Source organism: Micromonospora arida (assembly GCF_042873195.1).
GTDB classification, from domain to species: Bacteria; Actinomycetota; Actinomycetes; order Mycobacteriales; family Micromonosporaceae; genus Micromonospora; species Micromonospora arida.
In genome coordinates this window covers 560,084-575,974 of sequence record NZ_JBIALC010000002.1, presented here as the reverse complement: position 1 = coordinate 575,974, position 15,891 = coordinate 560,084, and the positions used below count along the sequence as shown (strand labels likewise).

Annotated in this window: 16 protein-coding genes; 11 read left to right on the top strand and 5 right to left on the bottom strand. The window is 71.4% G+C overall.

The window, feature by feature from the left end; translation table 11 throughout:
• Positions 1 to 90: 90 nt before the first annotated feature.
• Entirely contained in the window at positions 91 to 570 is a 480-nt protein-coding gene (locus ACFYP0_RS09345; protein WP_356977493.1) for a winged helix-turn-helix transcriptional regulator, read from the bottom strand.
• Between the two features lie 103 nt (positions 571 to 673).
• On the opposite strand from ACFYP0_RS09345, the gene ACFYP0_RS09340 reads away from it, so the two are divergent.
• Entirely contained in the window at positions 674 to 2,245 is a 1,572-nt protein-coding gene (locus ACFYP0_RS09340) for an MFS transporter (protein ID WP_386995239.1), read from the top strand.
• Here ACFYP0_RS09340 and ACFYP0_RS09335 read toward each other — a convergent pair whose 3' ends face one another.
• Positions 2,246 to 3,112: an oxidoreductase gene (locus ACFYP0_RS09335; protein WP_386995236.1), complete on the bottom strand. Its 867-nt coding sequence runs from the start codon at positions 3,110 to 3,112 to the stop codon at positions 2,246 to 2,248.
• Positions 3,113 to 3,268: 156 nt separating this feature from the next.
• Between ACFYP0_RS09335 and ACFYP0_RS09330 the strand changes: the two genes are divergently transcribed.
• The 5 genes from ACFYP0_RS09330 (at position 3,269) to ACFYP0_RS09310 (ending at position 7,474) form a co-directional block, all read left to right on the top strand.
• Positions 3,269 to 4,150, top strand: coding sequence for a helix-turn-helix domain-containing protein (locus ACFYP0_RS09330; RefSeq protein WP_356977487.1), 882 nt, complete (start codon positions 3,269 to 3,271; stop codon positions 4,148 to 4,150).
• Between the two features lie 166 nt (positions 4,151 to 4,316).
• Entirely contained in the window at positions 4,317 to 4,502 is a 186-nt protein-coding gene (locus tag ACFYP0_RS09325; RefSeq protein ID WP_386995234.1) for a hypothetical protein, read from the top strand.
• A gap of 236 nt (positions 4,503 to 4,738) precedes the next feature.
• The gene (locus ACFYP0_RS09320) at positions 4,739 to 4,912 is read left to right on the top strand and encodes a hypothetical protein (protein WP_167362336.1); all 174 of its coding nucleotides are present in this window, start codon (positions 4,739 to 4,741) and stop codon (positions 4,910 to 4,912) included.
• Between the two features lie 159 nt (positions 4,913 to 5,071).
• Positions 5,072 to 6,286, top strand: coding sequence for a PP2C family protein-serine/threonine phosphatase (locus ACFYP0_RS09315; RefSeq protein WP_386995232.1), 1,215 nt, complete (start codon positions 5,072 to 5,074; stop codon positions 6,284 to 6,286).
• A gap of 120 nt (positions 6,287 to 6,406) precedes the next feature.
• Positions 6,407 to 7,474: a DUF2855 family protein gene (locus tag ACFYP0_RS09310; protein ID WP_386995230.1), complete on the top strand. Its 1,068-nt coding sequence runs from the start codon at positions 6,407 to 6,409 to the stop codon at positions 7,472 to 7,474.
• A gap of 18 nt (positions 7,475 to 7,492) precedes the next feature.
• On the opposite strand, the gene ACFYP0_RS09305 is transcribed toward ACFYP0_RS09310, so the two are convergent.
• Entirely contained in the window at positions 7,493 to 8,299 is an 807-nt protein-coding gene (locus ACFYP0_RS09305; RefSeq protein WP_386995228.1) for an RNA polymerase sigma factor SigF, read from the bottom strand.
• A gap of 241 nt (positions 8,300 to 8,540) precedes the next feature.
• A complete protein-coding gene (locus ACFYP0_RS09300) occupies positions 8,541 to 8,726 on the bottom strand; it encodes a hypothetical protein (protein WP_386995226.1) in 186 nt (61 codons plus the stop codon).
• Positions 8,727 to 9,047: 321 nt separating this feature from the next.
• Between ACFYP0_RS09300 and ACFYP0_RS09295 the strand changes: the two genes are divergently transcribed.
• A complete protein-coding gene (locus ACFYP0_RS09295) occupies positions 9,048 to 10,931 on the top strand; it encodes a sigma-70 family RNA polymerase sigma factor (protein ID WP_386995224.1) in 1,884 nt (627 codons plus the stop codon).
• 14 nt (positions 10,932 to 10,945) lie between these two features.
• Entirely contained in the window at positions 10,946 to 11,593 is a 648-nt protein-coding gene (locus tag ACFYP0_RS09290; protein ID WP_386995222.1) for a DUF305 domain-containing protein, read from the top strand.
• A gap of 178 nt (positions 11,594 to 11,771) precedes the next feature.
• On the opposite strand, the gene ACFYP0_RS09285 is transcribed toward ACFYP0_RS09290, so the two are convergent.
• Positions 11,772 to 12,332 carry a GNAT family N-acetyltransferase gene (locus ACFYP0_RS09285; RefSeq protein ID WP_386995219.1) on the bottom strand — a complete coding sequence of 187 codons (561 nt, stop codon included), beginning with the start codon at positions 12,330 to 12,332 and terminating at the stop codon, positions 11,772 to 11,774.
• A gap of 81 nt (positions 12,333 to 12,413) precedes the next feature.
• Here ACFYP0_RS09285 and ACFYP0_RS09280 point away from each other — a divergent pair, with 81 nt between their 5' ends.
• From ACFYP0_RS09280 to ACFYP0_RS09270, 3 genes are read left to right on the top strand one after another with little or no spacing between them, the layout of a single operon-like run.
• A complete protein-coding gene (locus tag ACFYP0_RS09280; protein ID WP_357007385.1) occupies positions 12,414 to 13,124 on the top strand; it encodes a siderophore-interacting protein in 711 nt (236 codons plus the stop codon).
• Complete coding sequence (locus ACFYP0_RS09275; protein WP_386995217.1) at positions 13,121 to 14,392, top strand: MFS transporter; 1,272 nt, start codon at positions 13,121 to 13,123, stop codon at positions 14,390 to 14,392. Before ACFYP0_RS09280 ends, ACFYP0_RS09275 begins: the two co-directional genes overlap by 4 nt.
• Complete coding sequence (locus ACFYP0_RS09270) at positions 14,389 to 15,891, top strand: MFS transporter (RefSeq protein ID WP_386995215.1); 1,503 nt, start codon at positions 14,389 to 14,391, stop codon at positions 15,889 to 15,891. The genes ACFYP0_RS09275 and ACFYP0_RS09270 overlap by 4 nt, the downstream gene beginning before the upstream one ends.

The window sequence follows — 15,891 nt, the reverse complement described above, 5'->3', positions numbered from 1 at the left end:
AAGGTGCGCTGAGGAAGGGCTGTCGGGCCGGCGGTTGCCGCGCGACCTAAGTGGCGGCAGTCCGGTGGTCCGGCCGTGGCCAGAGGGGTCTCAGCCGCGCCGGACGAGGCCCGGGCCGGCGATGATGTCGATGTCGCCGTCCGCGATCTCGTGGCCGGCGGCGCAGCGGAGCACCGCGCGGATCGGCTCGCCGCAGTCGTGGTGGGTGGCGACGACGGACGGGCCGGTGTCGGTGGCGGCCCAGGTGTCCCCCCAGTTGCGTAGTGCGGTGATGACGGGCAGGAGCTCGCGGCCTTTGCGGGTGAGCTGGTACTCGTGGCGGGTGCGCTGCCCGGGCTCCCGGTAGGGGATTCGTTCGAGCAGTTCGGCGGCGACCATCTCCTTGAGGCGGGCCGCCATGGCGGGCTCGCCGACGCCGACCCGGCGGACGAAGTCGTCGAAGCGGCGCGTGCCGAGCAGGGCCTCGCGCAGGATCAGGACCGTTGACCTGCTGCCCACGATGTCCATCGCCCGGGCCACCGAGCAGTTCTCGCTCGTCCAGGAATCGCGATCGCCTCGTAGGTCCTCCATGCCTCCCAGCGTACCTGACTTGCATGGAGGCTAGCCAGGTGCTTCACTGGGTCGAGCTGACTTCCGCATACGCAAGTCAGACCATCAGCCTGAAGGATCTTCAGTGACCACTAGCGCCACGGCCCCGACCGGAGCAACCCCACCCGGAAAGACCCCACCAGCCCCGGCCGTCCCCGCCCGCTCATCCTTGCGCGGCTCCCGCTCGGTGACCCTGATCGCCATGTGCCTGGGCGCGATGATCACGTTCCTGCAGATCACCGCGACGGTCTCCGCGTTGACCACGATCCAGCAGGACCTGCGGGTCGACCCCACCACTCTGGTCTGGATCCCCAGCGCCTACACCCTGATGGTGGCGAGCGTCGTGCTGTCCGCGGCCACCCTGGGCAGTCGCTACGGGCGTAAGCGCATGTTCGGTGCCGGGGTCGTCGCGATGATCATCGGCGCAGCCGTCGTGGCTGGCGCTCCGACCGTCGCGTGGGTGATCGTCGGGCAGTTGGTCGCCGGCCTCGGCGGGGCCCTGATCCTGCCGAACAGTCTGGCGATCCTCGGCGCGACCTTCACCGATCCGCACCGACGGACCGAGGTCATCACCGCGTGGTCGGCGGCGTCCGGCATCGGCCTCGCGATCGGCCCACTCATCGCCGGCTTCCTGCTGCGGCACCACCAGTGGCACAGCGTCTACCTGTCGACGATCGCGCTGGGGCTGGTCACCCTCGTCGTCGCCGTCGTCGGGGTGGCCGAGTCCCGGCCGAGCGCCGCCCGACTCGACGTGCCCGGCCTGCTGCTGGGCACCGTCGCCATCGCGGCCGCCGTCTACGCGCTGATCCAGGGCGGCAAGACCGGCTACACCAGCCCGGTGGTGTCGACGGCCTGGATCGTCGCGGTTGTCGCACTTGTCATGTTCGTCCTGGTTGAGCTGCGGGCCAGCGCGCCAATGCTCGACGTGCGGCTGTTCCGGTCCGCGTCGTTCAGCGCTGTCATGGTCGTCGGCGCGGTGTCGCTGTTCGGTTTCACCGGCGTGGCGATCCTGCTGGTCCTCTTCCACGAACGTGCCCAGGCGCTCAGCCCGCTGGACACCGGCTGGCGGATGCTGGTGCTCTTCGGCGCGTACGTGCTGGTCGCCTTCAATGCCGGGCGCGCGATTCGTCGTACCGGATTCAAGGCGCCGTTGACCCTCGGCCTGGTCCTCGGTGCGGTGGCCAGCTTCGCGCTGGCGAACCAGGGGCCGACCACGTCGTTCGGTGACCGCTGGGCGCTGTTCGCGTTGTTCGGTGCGGCCGCCGGTCTGGTGGTGGCCCCGGCGACGGCGGCGGCGTTGGCGAGCGTCGCGCCCGCCCAGGCCGGTATGGCCTCCGGCGCGGTCAACGCCGCCCGCCAGGTCGGCTCGGTGCTCGGCTCGTCAGTGCTCGGCACGCTCCTCACCACCACGATGGTGGCCGACCTGCCGGACCGGCTCGCCGCGCACCAGATCGGCGAACCGACCCGTACCGCCGTGCAGGCCGCGGTGGCCTCCGGCGCCAACGGCGCCCAACCGCTGCCCGACCCGGTCCGGGCGGCGATCGCGGAGGCACTGACCTCCGGTGTCCAGGCCGGGTTGCGGGTCAACGGCGTCGTCTTCCTCGTCACCGCGGTGCTGGCGCTCACCCTGATCCGCAACCGCCCGCACCAGCACTAGCTAGGAAGCCAACGCGTCCAGCTCCTCGATGGCGTCGGTCGGCAGTTTCAGGTCGGCCGCCGCCATGTTCTCCCGCAGGTGCGCCACGCTGGAGGTGCCGGGGATCAGCACGGTGGTGGGGGATCGCTGGAGCAGCCACGCCAGGGCGACCTGCTGCGGCGACGACCCCACCCGGGCGGCCACGTCGTTGAGCGTGTCGGACTGCAACGGCGTGAACCCGCCGAGCGGGAAGAACGCCGCGAACGCGATGTTCTCCGCCGCGCACCGGTCGACCAGGGCGTCGTCCCGCCGGTTGGCGAGGTTGTAGAGGTTCTGCACGGTGACCACCGGCGCGATCGCCTGGGCCTCGGTGAGCTGGTCGAGCGTGACGTTGCTGAGCCCGAGGTGCTGGATCAGGCCCTCCTGCCGCAGCTCCGCCAGGGCGGCGAACTGCGCACCGAGCGGCTCGCCGCTGGTGCCCTCCGCGACGCCTACCCGCAGGTTGACCACGTCGAGCACGTCCAGGCCGAGGTGTTCCAGGTTCTCCCGGACCTGGGCCTTGAGGTCGTCCGGCTCCTGAGCCGGGATCCAGGAGCGATCGGCGCCGCGTCGCGCGCCGACCTTGGTGACCAGGTGCAAACCCTGGGGGTACGGGTGGAGCGCCTCGCGGATCAGCTCGTTGACCACCACGGGGCCGTAGAAGTCGCTGGTGTCGATGTGCCGGACGCCCAGGTCGACGGCCTCGCGGAGCACGGCGAGCGCCTGCTCGCGGTCGCGGGGCGGGCCGAAGACACCCGGGCCGGCCAACTGCATCGCCCCGTAGCCCATCCGGCTCAGGGTGAGGCCGTCAGCGGGGGTGAGGGCACCGCCGGGAAGGTTCTCGCTCATCTCATCCTCTGCTCGTTGTCGTCGTGACATCTGTGGCCGGTGAGGAACCGGCCCTTCGACGACTGTCCGTCGGCAGCCGCCCGGGCGGCAGGGCGAGCTGTTCCTGGTAGTGACACAGCCAGTCACCGGGCCGCCCGGCGATCTACCGTCGGTGGCATGGACGCAACGAACCCGCTCGGCGATTTCCTGCGCGCCCGCCGGGAGCAGACCCGCCCCGAGGACGTCGGGCTCGGCCCGGGCGTCGGCCTGCGTCGGGTGCCGGGGCTGCGGCGCGAGGAGGTGGCGATGCTGGCCGGCATCAGCGCCGACTACTACCTCCGATTGGAGCAGGGGCGCGAGCGGCACCCCTCGGTGCAGGTCCTCGATGCCCTCGCCGGGGTGCTGCGGCTGGATCCGGAGGCGACCGCGTACATGATCGGGTTGAGCCGCGCGCGGTCGCGCCGGGCGTCCCGGCCGGCCGCCGAGCGGGTCCCGGCCAGCATCCTGCACCTGCTGCGGCAGCTCTCCATGCCGGCCTTCGTCCAGAATCGCTACCTCGACATCCTGGCGTCGAACCCGATGGCGAGGGCGTTGTCGCCGAATCTCGCCCCGGGCGCCAACCGACTCCTCGCGGTGTTCCTGGACGAGGCCGAGCGGGAGCTGTTCCGCGACTGGCGGCAGGCGATGCAGAGCGTCGTGGGGCAGATGCGTGCCGACTCGGGCGGCGCCACCGACGACCCACGGTTGACGGCTCTGGTGGGCGAGTTGTCACTCAAGAGCGATTGCTTTCGGCAACTCTGGGCGCGCCACGAGGTGCGTCGACGGGAGGGCATTGTCAGCCGGCTGCACCACCCCGAGGTGGGCGACCTCGACCTGTACTGCGACAAGCTCGCGGTGGCGGGTGCCGACGGGCAGCTGCTGGTGATCTACCACGCCGAGCCCGGTACGGAGTCCGCCCGCTCGTTGGCGCTGCTCGGCTCGATCGCCGCCAGCAGCGCCGACGACGTGCCGGACAGCCTCCGACCCGGCGACCCGGCCCGCCTCTATCCGCTGGAGTGACCCGGTCAGGGCCGCTACGGGGTCGCCCGGGTGGGGATGTGCTCGTAGCGTTTGCGCATGGTCTCGCTGGCGGCCGGGCCGGCGGCGAACACGAAGTCGGCGTCGTCGAGCGGGCGACCGGTGCTGAACAGCGTTTTGCCGTCGCCTTCGTACCGACCTCGGCATCGTGCTCGACCTGCTGCGGCAGGGAGTGATCGTGCCGCAGATCGCCGCCCGCTACCCGCTCAGCGAGGTCGCCGCGGCACTGGTGTTCGTCGAGAACCGCAGCCGGCGGGCAAGGTGGTGCTGGAGCCCTGACCGCCGGCCGGTCCAGGGCGCTGGTGCGGGGGGCCGCCGCGAGGGCGTACGGTGAACATGTCGCCCGGGGGACCCCGGTGGCCGCCAGACGCCGTCGCCACCAGCCCGCCAGGGCGTTACCGCTCATCTTCCGCATCGCCTCGACGTACCGGTCGGGTCGGCTGATCGCGGACCGCGTCCCGACCGACCGGTCGCCGCGTCGCCGGCCTCCGGCGATCGGTTGCCCGACGCGCGCACTCGGGTTCACCCTCGGTGCAAATTGTTCCGAACGCTTGATTAGGGGAGTACCAGATGAGGATCGCCAGGGACCGAATCGTCGCCGCACTTCGCGACCGGGGTCAGCTGGCCCGGGCCGCCTGGGTCGAGCGCGAGCTGCCCGAGCAGGTGGACCCGGCCAAGCACTCCGGGCTGCTCGCCACCCTGAACCTCAACCCGGCGGATCTCGTCGACGCGCCGTCCCAGTGAGGGTGGCGCTGCTCGGGCCGGTCGCTGGCGGCTCGTGATCACGGCGCGCCCTGGCGGCGCGGAGGCGACTCGGTGGACGCGGGGTGCCCGGCGGGCGAGGTAGCCTCACCGCTCGCACTACGTGCTCCTGCGATCGGGGAGGACAGGGGTAGGTGAAGCATGGCCGACATCGGCGAGGTGGTGCGTCGGTTGCAGCTCAACGCACCCCGGGGTGGCCCGGACGAGGTGTCGCAACTGGTTGCCCGTGCGGCGCCCGCGATCGATGCCAGCGAGATCGTGATCTATCTGGCCGACTACACGCAGACCCTCCTCGTGCCAATGCTCGGCGCGGGTCTCGACCGGGACCAGTTGCCGATCGAGGCGACGCTTGCCGGCCGGGCCTTCACCACCCTCGACATTCAGCGCGCGCCCGACAACCCGGACCGGGTCTGGGTGCCACTGCTGCTCGGGTGTGAGCGGATGGGCGTGCTGGAGATCGTCTCCCCGGCCGCCGTCGACGAGACGATGGACGCTCCGGCCTGGGAGGTGGCGGTCAACGTCGCCCAGATCCTGGTCAACCGCCGGCTCTACGGTGACGTGGTCGAGCGGATGCGGCGGCGGATGCCGATGCAGGTCGCGGCCGAGATCGTGTGGGGCCTGCTCCCACCGCTGACCTTCGCCACCGACGACCTGGTGGTCACCGCCATCCTCGAACCGTGCTACGACGTCGGCGGCGACATCTTCGACTACGCGTTGAACGAGGACGTGCTCAGCGTCGGGCTCTTCGATACCTGCGGGCACGGCATCAAGGCGAGCACCCTGGCCTCACTGGTGGTCAGCGCGTACCGCAACGCCCGTCGGTGTGGCCTCGACCTGGTCGACACGGCGATCAGCATCGACCGGTGGGTGCGCTCCGAGCACCCGAACTTCTTCGCGACCGGGTTGCTCATCGAGTTGGACCGCCGGACCGGCCGGCTCAGCATGATCAACGCGGGGCATCCCGGTGCGATGTTGCTGCGTGACGGCAAGGCCATCCGAGAGCTCCCGGGGCCGACCGCGTTGCCCCTCGGCCTGGGCCACCTGACTCCCCGCCGTCCGCGGGTGCACGTCGAGGACCTGCACCCGGGCGACCGCATCCTCGCCTACACCGACGGCATCACCGACGCCCGTAGCGCGGAGGGGGAGCAGTTCGGGCTGGACCGGCTCGTCGACTTCGTCAACCGTGCCCTGAACGACGGGATGCCCAGCCCGGAGACGATGCGTCGCCTGGTCCGCGCGGTCGTCGGCTACCAGGACGACAAGCTCGAGGACGACGCGACCGCCCTCTTCGTGGAGTGGCGGCCACCGCACCTGCCGCTCGCGCACCTCCGCGACCTCGCCGCGCTCCGACCCTGACCGCGCGCCGCCGCGCTCCCGACCGGGCGCTGCCACGTCTCCGACCCCGGCGCGTGCGCAGTGGGATTTTGCACTCGCAGTGCACTTGTCTCCGATTGCGAGGCTGTCTAGCGTCACCTCATGGCTGACTCATGGACCTTCGCCGTGGCGCGTGACGACCTCGGGCAGACCACGCTCGTCGATGGCTCCACCCCCACCCTGGCCGACGGCGAGGCGCTGCTGCGCGTGGACCGCGTCGGCCTCACCGCCAACAACGTGACCTACGCGGTGCTCGGCGACTCGATGCGGTACTGGCAGTTCTTTCCGCCGGCGGCCCAGGGTCTCGGGCCGCAGTGGGGCCTGCCGCCGCTCTGGGGCTTCGCCGAGGTGGTCGCCTCGGCGGTGGCCGGTGTCGAGGTGGGGCAACGGATCTACGGCTACCTCCCGCCCGCCGGTCACCTCGTGGTCCGGCCGGACCGGGTGGACGCGTCCGGGTTCCGCGAGGCGAGCCCGCACCGGGCCGAGCTGCCGTCGCCGTACAACGCGTACCGGTCGACCACCGGCGATCCGGCGTACCAGCGCGACCAGGAGGATCTGCTGATCCTGTTCCGGCCGCTGTTCTTCACCTCGTTCATGCTGGCCGACCAGGTTGTCGACAACGACTTCTACGGTGCCGAGGCGTTGCTGGTGTCGTCGGCGTCGAGCAAGACCGCGTACGCCGCTGCGTTCGAGCTGCGCCGGCGCGGGCCGCGCCTGGTCGGTCTCACCTCACCGGGCAACCTGGCGTTCACCCGGTCGCTCGGCTGCTACGACGAGGTCGTGTCGTACGACGACATCGACGCCCTCGACGTGGTCCCGACCGTCTACCTCGACCTGTCCGGCGCTCCCACGACCCGTGCCGCCCTGCGTCGGCGTCTCGGCGACCGGCTGGTCCGGGACGTCGCGGTCGGGCTCACCAACCAGACGCCGAACGCCGACGCCGCCGAGGAGGTGTTCTTCGCGCCGGTGCAGATGCGTAAGCGCAGCCACGACTGGGGCCGCGACGGCCTCGACCAGCGGTTCACCGAGGCCTGGCAACGCTTCGCCGCCGTGGTGAGCGGCTGGCTGGACGTTCGGGTGGGTGCCGGGCCGGCGGCGCTGCAACACGCGTGGTTGGACGTTCTCGCCGGTCGTACGCCGCCACGGGTGGGCCACGTCATCCAACTCTGATCGGCTGACGGCGCTGGTTCAGGCTGCGACGTCGTCGCTGAGCTGGTGGCGTAGCGCGGCCAGCGAGCGGGTGATCAGCCGGGAGACGTGCATCTGCGACACACCGATCCGGTCGGCGATCTGGGCCTGGGTCAGGTTGCCGTGGAAGCGCAGGCTCAGGATCTGGCGTTCGCGTTCCGGCAGCGTGGCGAGGGCCGGATCGAGGGCGACGCGGATCTCGACGAGATCGATCTCATGGTCGTCGTCGCCGAGGGTGTCGCCGAGTTCCCGGTTGCCGTCGGCCCCGATCGGGGTGGACAGCGAGGTGGCCCGGTAGGCGCGCGCACCCTCCAGCCCTTCCAGAACGGTCTCCTCGGTCACGTCGAGGTAGGACGCGATGTCGGCGACGGTCGGCGAGCGGCCGAGGTTCTGGGTCAGGGCGCTGTTCGCCGCGCTGATCGACAGGCGCAGCTCCTGGAGGCGGCGGGGCACGCGCACCGACCAGGTGCGGTCCCGGAAGTACCGCTTGATCTCGCCGATGATGGTGGGAATGGCGTAGCCGCTGAAGTCGACGCCCCGGCTGTGGTCGAAGTTGTCCACGGCCTTGATCAGCCCGACGAAGGCGGTCTGGGCCAGGTCGTCGTCGGGTGCGCCACGTCCGCCGTAGCGGCGCGCCAGGTGTCGGGCGAGCGGCATCCACGCCTCGATGGCGCGGTCCCGTAGGGCTGGGCGGCGAGGGTCGTCCGCCTGCGTTGCCGCCAGGGCGACCAGGAGGTCGTCCGGGCTTCGGCCGCTGCTCTGCTGGTTGATGGGGGTGCTGGTTGCTGTTTCGACGACGCTGAGCATGAGGTGGTCCTCCCGCACGTGCCCGTCGATGGAATCGACCGGAAAGGGTCTCCGAACCGGCTGTCGCCGGGGCGCACGAACGGGCGAGAGTGCGCTGTCGCAAGGCCACGATCACGGGCCTCGCCACCGCGTCATGTCGTTCACCTGATGCCTCGAACACTACCCGAAGGGCTGACTATTTCCTAGCCGAAAGTATGAGCCCGGGGATGTTTGGCGTCCTGTGATAGGCGACAGCGCGTGATCAGCGGCGCTGATCCGGCGCGTCGACAGCGGTCGCGGCCGGCTGAGCCGGCTGCACCGCGAACGGGTGGCGCAGTTGCCGCATGGCCTCCTCGCTGCTGTCGAAGGTCACCGCCGGTCCCTCCAGCACGTCACCGTGCGACGTGGCGAGGAACAGGGCGGGTCGACCGTTGTCGTTCGATGTCATGCAGGGATCCTGTCTCTACGAGAGGGGTGCGTCTGGGGCCTCGGCAACGTCGGCCGTGCGACCTGGTGACGCTTCGGCGCACACGCTGGCGCCCGAATGCTGGTGTCCTGTGCACGGGCGAACGCCCGGCGACACCGACACCCCGCACCATACCCGCCGCCGCCACCACATATGCGCCGCCGACCGAGCCGCCTCGCTTGTGGCGAACCGGCCGCCCGGGAATTCTGTAATCCCACCCGCTGCCGTGAGTCTCCGATCTTGAGGGCGGTCAGCACACCCAGCGTGGGCGCCGCGCGGATGAGCACCCAAGGAGTGAGACCCATGTCGTCAGCCGGTCGAGCACTGCCCGATGTCGGGTTGGTCGTCGCGGCCCGGCAGGGCGATCAGCGCGCTCTCGACGACGTCGTCGCGGCCTCGCTCCCGCTGGTCTACAACATCGTCGGGCGTGCGCTGCGCGGGCACGCCGATGTCGACGACGTGGTCCAGGAGACGTTGGTACGGGTGATCCGGTACCTGCCCGCGCTCAACGACCCGGCGGCATACCGGTCCTGGCTGGTGGCGATCGCCATCCGCCAGGTGCGTGACTGGGAGACGCGCCGCCGCGTCGCGCTCAACCGCGATGCCGGGCTGGACGCGATCCACAACGTGCCCGACCCGGCCTCCGACTTCGCGGGGATGACCATCCTCCGGCTCGGCCTCACCGACCAACGACGGGAGGTCGCCGAGGCGACCCGCTGGCTCGACCCGGACGACCAGGAACTGCTCTCGCTCTGGTGGCTGGAGGAGACCGGCGAGATCACCCGAAACGAGGTCGCCGACGCGCTCGGGTTGTCACCCGGGCACGTCGCGGTGCGGATCCACCGGATGAAGGAGCAGATCCAGAGCGCCCGTGGCGTCGTACGCGCGCTCCGCGCCCGCCCCGGCTGCCCGGACCTGGGCGCCGTCACCGCCGAGTGGGACGGCACGCCCAGCTCGCTGTGGCGCAAGCGACTGGCTCGACACGTCCGCGACTGCGCGTTCTGTGGACGGCTGGGAAGCGCCCTGCTGCCGATCGATCGGCTGCTCGCCGGTATGCCGTTGCTGCCGCTGCCGGCGGGTCTCGACGCCTACCTGCCGAATGCTGCCGGCGCGACGGCCGCCGCGCCGGCCGTCGCGCCGCCTGGCCCGACGGCCGGACCCGCCGCCGGGCCGACCCCACCCGGCGCGGTCCCCACCGATGCGGGCGGCGTCCCGAGCGTGGTCGACCTCGCGGTGAACCGTCCCCGTGGCCTCGTACCATCCCTCGCCGCCGGTGTGGCCGCCGCCGTCCTGGCCATCACCATGGCGGTGGTGATCCTGCCGGACGATCCGTCGGCACCCTCATGGGCAGCGCCGCCGTCTGCCGCACCCACCGCCGTCGCCACCCCGAGCGTCGCGTCCTCGCCGAGCGCACGCCCCTCGTCGAAAGCTCCGGTCGCGCCGGCGGTCAGCTCCGCCCGCAAGGGCGTCGGCGTGTGGAACTTCGCCGGGGCGAGTCAGGCGTTGGCGAACTCCAGGGCCAGCTGGTACTACACCTGGGGCACCCAGCACCCGGGGATCAGCACGCCGCGCGGCGCGACGTTCGTGCCGATGATCCGCAGCGCGGAGAACGTCACCGCCGCGGAGCTGGCTCGGGCCAAGGCCGCCGGGCCGTACCTGCTCACCTTCAACGAGCCGGACCTGCCCGAGCAGGCGAACATGACCGTCGAGCAGGCGTTGGACCTGTGGCCGCAGCTGATGGCGACGGGCAGCAAACTGGGCAGCCCGGCGGTGGCCTGGGGCGCGCCGGACCCGCAGGGCTGGCTGGACAGGTTCATGACCGGCGCCCAGGCCCGCGGCCACCGGGTGGACTTCATCACGCTGCACTGGTTCGGCGCCGACTTCACGACCGCCACCGCGGTGGCTCAACTCCGGCAGTACCTCCAGGCCGTCCACCAGCGGTACCGGAAGCCGATCTGGCTGACCGAGTTCGCGCTGATCCGCTTCGCCGGAGGCGGTTCGCAGTTTCCCGGTCAGCAGCAGCAGGCGGCCTTCCTCACGGCGGCCACCGCCATGCTCGGCCAACTCCCCTACCTGCAGCGCTACGCCTGGTTCGGGCTACCCGCCACGGACAAGGATCGGTCCGGGTTGTTCAGCGACGGGACCGAGGCGACAGTGGTCGGCCGCGCGTTCCAAGCCGCCCGCTGAGCACTGGCGAACGGATGGACGAGCAGATCATGGTGGAGCGCCGAGGGCTTCGCGTACGGGCCGGGCGCCTGGTCGGCATCGTCGCGACCCTGGTTGCGACGGCGGTGGCCGTCGGGCTCAGCCAGGGCTGGGGCCGCACCAACCAGGCACCAGCAGCGTCGTCGGTCGCTGCGGTGCCGTCCGCGCCGGTGGTGCTCAACGGCACCGACGACGCCTTCATCCAACTGCTGATCCCGATGAACGAGGGCGCGCTCGCGCTGATCGACCAGCTCGACACCCGCCCGGCGGATGCGTCGCTGCGGGCCCTCCTCGGCCAGATCCGGAAGACCCACCAGGCGGAGTTGCGGGACCTGCGTGGGCTCCTGGCCGCTGGCAACGTGCCGGAGCTGAACATCCACGAGGGGCATCAGATGCCAGGCATGGTCACCGAGGCCAGCCTCGCCGAGCTACGTGCCGCGTCCGACGCGGAGGTGTCCTTCCGGGCGGCTGGCCTGATCCGGGCGCACCTCGCGCAGACCGTGGTGCTGTGCCGGGGCGAGCAGACCGCCGGGGGAAGCCCGGAGCTGAAGGCACTCGCCGGCCGGATCCAGCAGGCGCGGGCTGCCGAGCTGAACACGCTGGACAACCGGCCCGGCGCGCCCACCGCCGCACCGGGCGGCTGAGCATGCGGCCCGGAGGACCGGCCGATGCGGACGTCTGACCTGCGCGCCGACGTCCTCCCTCCGTCCCGGGCGTCCCGTCCGCCCGCCGTGCCGTCACGACGGACGCCGTCCGCCCGGTGCGGCGCCCGACGCACCGGATCCGCAGCGCGTCACCGCCCGAGGCGGGCCGCGTTGGTGGTCAGGCCGGCGTCGGGTGCCTCTCCGCGAACCGGGCGCGGGTCAGGAACGCGAGCTGGGCCCGCTTGTCCGGCATCTCGATCTCGGAGTCGAAGGTGAAGCCCTCGATCTCCAGTCGGCGTAGGGCGAGGTGGTTGCGGACGTCCGGCTCGACCACGATCCGCTGCGCGGTCGGGTCGCGGAACAGGAAGCGGGCGACGGCCGGGCCGGCCACGTTGGTGAGGCTGCGGGCGAGGCGTCGGTCGGGGCTGAGCAGCAGGTGCATCCCCACGTCGCCGGGCTGGACGTGGTAGCGCTCGCCGACCGGGTCCGCCTCGGGCTGATAGCTCTGGAAGAGGCCGACCGGCTCCCCGTCGACCATGATCAGGTAGGCGTGGTGCGTGGGCAGACTGTCCACAAAGGCGTAGATCTCGCGTACCTCTTCGAGGGTGTGCGAACCCATGCCCCAGAAGGAGTTGCGGGGCAGGGTCACCCAACCGTGCAGGAGTGCGGCGTCCCGGTCCGGGTCCACGGTCACCAACGACAGCTCGCCGAGACCGTCGATCTTCTCCTGGTACGTCATCGGGCGCTGTCCTCTGTTCCATCGGGGGCGCAACTTAGGTTAACCTCCCCTAACCAAGGATGACCTTACCTGGAGGGGTGCGTGAAACGGAACTGGGAGGCCCTGGTCCTCAAGGCCATGGGAGGGCGGGACTTTCAGTTGACCGTCCTGAGCACCGAGTCGATCGACGGGCACTACCAGCGGCTCCTCCTGGACGGGGGCGGCCTCCTGGAGACGTGCGGGGTGCACCCCACGATGTGGATCCGGCTGTGGTTCGACAACGACGGCCGGGCCCACCAGCGCGCGTACACGCTGGTGGACCCCGACCCGGCCACCGGCCGATTCACCCTCGAATTCGCCATCCACGACGGGTGTGCGGCCCGGTGGGCCACCACGGCCAAGGTCGGCGACACCATCAGCGCGACAATGCAGGGCAGCGCGTTCGAGCTGCCCGACCCCGCGCCCGAGCACCTCTACCTGGTCGGCGACGCGGCCTCGCTGCCCGCGGTGAACAGCCTGCTCGACGCCGGTGCCGACATCCCGGCGACGGTCTGGCTGGAGTACGCCCACGAGGGCGAGAAGGCACTCGCGCTGCGGACCCGGGCGCACCACGACGTCACCTGGGTGCCGCGGCGCGACGCGGGTCAGCATCTCGTCGACACGGTCTGCGCAGCCCTGCCGACGAGCGGCGCGGGCCACTACTGGGTGGCCTGCGAGGCGGCCACCACCCGGGGCATCACCCGACACCTCCGCAAGACGCTGGGCGTCGACAAGGACCGGTTGACCTCCCTGGGCTACTGGAAAGCGGCATGAAGGGCCGGCTCGGCACCCTGACCGCGCTGTACGTCACCCAGTACCTCGGCGTCGGCTTCATCACCGTCGGGCTCACCGCCATCCTGCGCGACGGCGGCACCTCGCTGGACACGCTGGCGCTGTTGCAGATCGTCGGCCTGATCTGGCCCATCAAGTTCCTCTGGGCGCCGATCCTCGACCGGTACGGCTCACGGCACCGCGGCCACTACCGCTCCTGGCTGCTCGTGCTCCAGACCGCCCTGGTGCTCGCCCTGCTGGCGCTGCTGCCGTTCGCCAGCCCGGCCGACGCGCTCGGCCCGATCATCGCGATCTGCGCCGCGTACGTGTTCTTCTCGGCCACCCAGGACATCGCCGTGGACGCCGTCGCGGTCCGGATGCTGGCCGACTCGGCCCGGGGCACCGGCAACGGCATCCAGGTCGCCGCGAGCTACCTCGGCAACCTGCTCGGCGGCGGAGCCTGCGTCCTGGTCTACGACCAGTTCGGCTGGGTGCCGGCGATCGGCCTGCTGGCCGCGATGACGGCGGTCGGCCTGCTGGTGGTGTGGCGGTTCCGGGAGCCTCCCCGTACCGATCGGGTGGAACGGGTCGGCGAGGCCTACCGGGCGTTGCTGTCGGTGTTCGGCCAGCCGGGCTGCCGGTGGTGGACCTTCGGCGTGGTGCCGCTGGTCTACGTCGGCGCGGGCATGGCGTACGCCCTGGTCACCCCGGCGCTGGTCGACGCCGGGTGGTCGCTGGGTCGGATCGGCGTCGTCACCGGCGTGGTGACCAGCGCCCCGGCCATCGTGGCGGGCCTGGTCGCCGGGCTCGGGATCGGGCGGTTCGGGCGCGGTGGCGTGCTCGTGGTCGGCGGCGTGGCGCTCACGGTGTCGACGTTGCTGCTGCTGCCGCTGATGAACGGCCGCGCTCCGCTGGGCGGGACGGTCGCCGCGCTCTGCTGCTTCATGGTGGCCTACACCATCGCCAACGTCGTGCTCTACACGGTCAACATGGACTACTCCCGGCCCGACACCGGCGGCACCGACTTCACCGTGCTGTCGTCGTTCGGCCTGGTCTGCTCGTTCGTGGCGGCGTCCATCGGTCTCGCGGCGGCCGACCGGGTCGGCTATCCGGCGGTAGCGGTCGCGGCCATCGTGCTGGTGGCCGCCGGGGTCGCCCTCGGCCTCTCCCACCAGCGGCGATTCCCGCACCGGCCCGGCCCCGCCGTCGGCCCGACCGCCGAACAGCCGTCCGAACAGCCCGCAGTGGACGGCGTCAAGGCGGTGGCGTGACCACCGTCCAGCCGGCCACCGACACCGCGACATCGGCACGACTGCCACAGCGATGGCTCATCCTGGCCGTGCTGTGCGTCGCGCAACTGGTCGTGGTGTTGGACAACACCGTGCTGACCGTGGCGGTGCCGGTGCTCACCACCGAGCTGGGTGCCAGCACCGCCGAGGTGCAGTGGATGATCAACGCGTACGCGTTGGTGCTGTCCGGGTTGCTGCTCACCGCCGGTAGCGCCGCCGACCGGTACGGCCGCCGCCGGATGCTGCTCGCCGGCCTGGTCCTTTTCGGGGTCGGCTCGCTGGCCGCCGGTCTGGCCAGCACCAGCGGGCAGCTGATCGCCGCGCGGGCCGGGATGGGCGTCGGTGGCGCGTTGCTGGTCACCGCGACGCTCGCGGTGGCGATGCAGGTCTTCGACGCCGCCGAGCGATCCCGGGCGATCGGCATCTGGGCCGCCACCAGCGCGTTGGGCTTCGCCATCGGGCCACCGATCGGCGGCACGATCCTCGCGCATCTGCCGTGGGGCGCGATCTTCCTGATGAACGTGCCGATCGTGCTGGTCTGCCTGCTCGTCGGTCGCGCGCTGGTCCCCGAGTCCCGCGGGCCGGCCGACGGCCGGCTCGACGTGCTCGGCGCGGTGCTCTCCACCGCCGGCCTGACCGCGGTCGTCTGGGCGATCATCTCCGGGCCGGAGCGCGGGTGGGCGTCGATCGAGGTGATCGGGGCGGCGGTTGTCGGCGTACTCCTGCTCGGGATCTTCGTGCGGTGGGAGCGACGGATCGCGCACCCGATGCTGGACATGCGCTTCTTCCGGGACCGGCGCTTCGTCGGTGCGATCTCCGGCGTCGTGCTGATCACCTTCGGCGCCACCGGCGCGCTGTTCCTGCTCACCCAGCACCTCCAGTTCGTCCGGGGTTACCCCGCCTGGGAGGCCGGTCTGCGGATGGCGCCCTTCGCGCTGTCCATCGTGCTGCTCAACGTCAGCGGCATCGTCGCGAACGCGATCCGTCGGCTCGGCCTGGCGGTCGCCATCGCCGTTGGCATGACGCTGCTCGCGGCCGGACTCGCGCTGGTCACCCTCGTTCCGTCCGACGGGTACGGGGTGCTGCTGGTCGGGTTGCTCGTCATGGGTGTCGGTTGCGCGTTGGCCAATCCGGCCATCGTCGAGGCGGTGATGAGCGCGATCCCGGCGGCGAAGGCCGGCGCGGGCGCGGGTGTCGACGGCACCATGACCGAGGTCGGCAGCAGCCTCGGCATCGCGGTGCTGGGTGCCGTGCTGAACGCCCGGTTCGCGGCGCTGCTGCCGGCGGCCCTGGCCGGTGCCGGGTCCTTTCCCGCGGCTCTCGCCGCCGCCGGTGAAGGGGCCGAACGGGAGGCTGTGACGGTCGCCTTCGCCTCGGCGCTGGAGACGGGGCAGTTGGTGGGTGCGGCTGCGGTGTTGATCGGTGGCCTGGTTGCCGCCGGGTTGCTACACCGGGCAGATCGCATCAAAACCCTACAATAA

Bases quoted from the DNA above. Each gene is read 5' to 3' on its own strand.
- ACFYP0_RS09345 (WP_356977493.1), bottom strand. From the start codon at position 570: ATGGAGGACCTACGAGGCGATCGCGATTCCTGGACGAGCGAGAACTGC.
- ACFYP0_RS09335 (WP_386995236.1), bottom strand. From the start codon at position 3,112: ATGAGCGAGAACCTTCCCGGCGGTGCCCTCACCCCCGCTGACGGCCTC.
- ACFYP0_RS09330 (WP_356977487.1), top strand. From the start codon at position 3,269: ATGGACGCAACGAACCCGCTCGGCGATTTCCTGCGCGCCCGCCGGGAG.
- ACFYP0_RS09320 (WP_167362336.1), top strand. From the start codon at position 4,739: ATGAGGATCGCCAGGGACCGAATCGTCGCCGCACTTCGCGACCGGGGT.
- ACFYP0_RS09315 (WP_386995232.1), top strand. From the start codon at position 5,072: ATGGCCGACATCGGCGAGGTGGTGCGTCGGTTGCAGCTCAACGCACCC.
- ACFYP0_RS09310 (WP_386995230.1), top strand. From the start codon at position 6,407: ATGGCTGACTCATGGACCTTCGCCGTGGCGCGTGACGACCTCGGGCAG.
- ACFYP0_RS09305 (WP_386995228.1), bottom strand. From the start codon at position 8,299: ATGCTCAGCGTCGTCGAAACAGCAACCAGCACCCCCATCAACCAGCAG.
- ACFYP0_RS09300 (WP_386995226.1), bottom strand. From the start codon at position 8,726: ATGACATCGAACGACAACGGTCGACCCGCCCTGTTCCTCGCCACGTCG.
- ACFYP0_RS09295 (WP_386995224.1), top strand. From the start codon at position 9,048: ATGTCGTCAGCCGGTCGAGCACTGCCCGATGTCGGGTTGGTCGTCGCG.
- ACFYP0_RS09290 (WP_386995222.1), top strand. From the start codon at position 10,946: ATGGACGAGCAGATCATGGTGGAGCGCCGAGGGCTTCGCGTACGGGCC.
- ACFYP0_RS09285 (WP_386995219.1), bottom strand. From the start codon at position 12,332: ATGACGTACCAGGAGAAGATCGACGGTCTCGGCGAGCTGTCGTTGGTG.
- ACFYP0_RS09275 (WP_386995217.1), top strand. From the start codon at position 13,121: ATGAAGGGCCGGCTCGGCACCCTGACCGCGCTGTACGTCACCCAGTAC.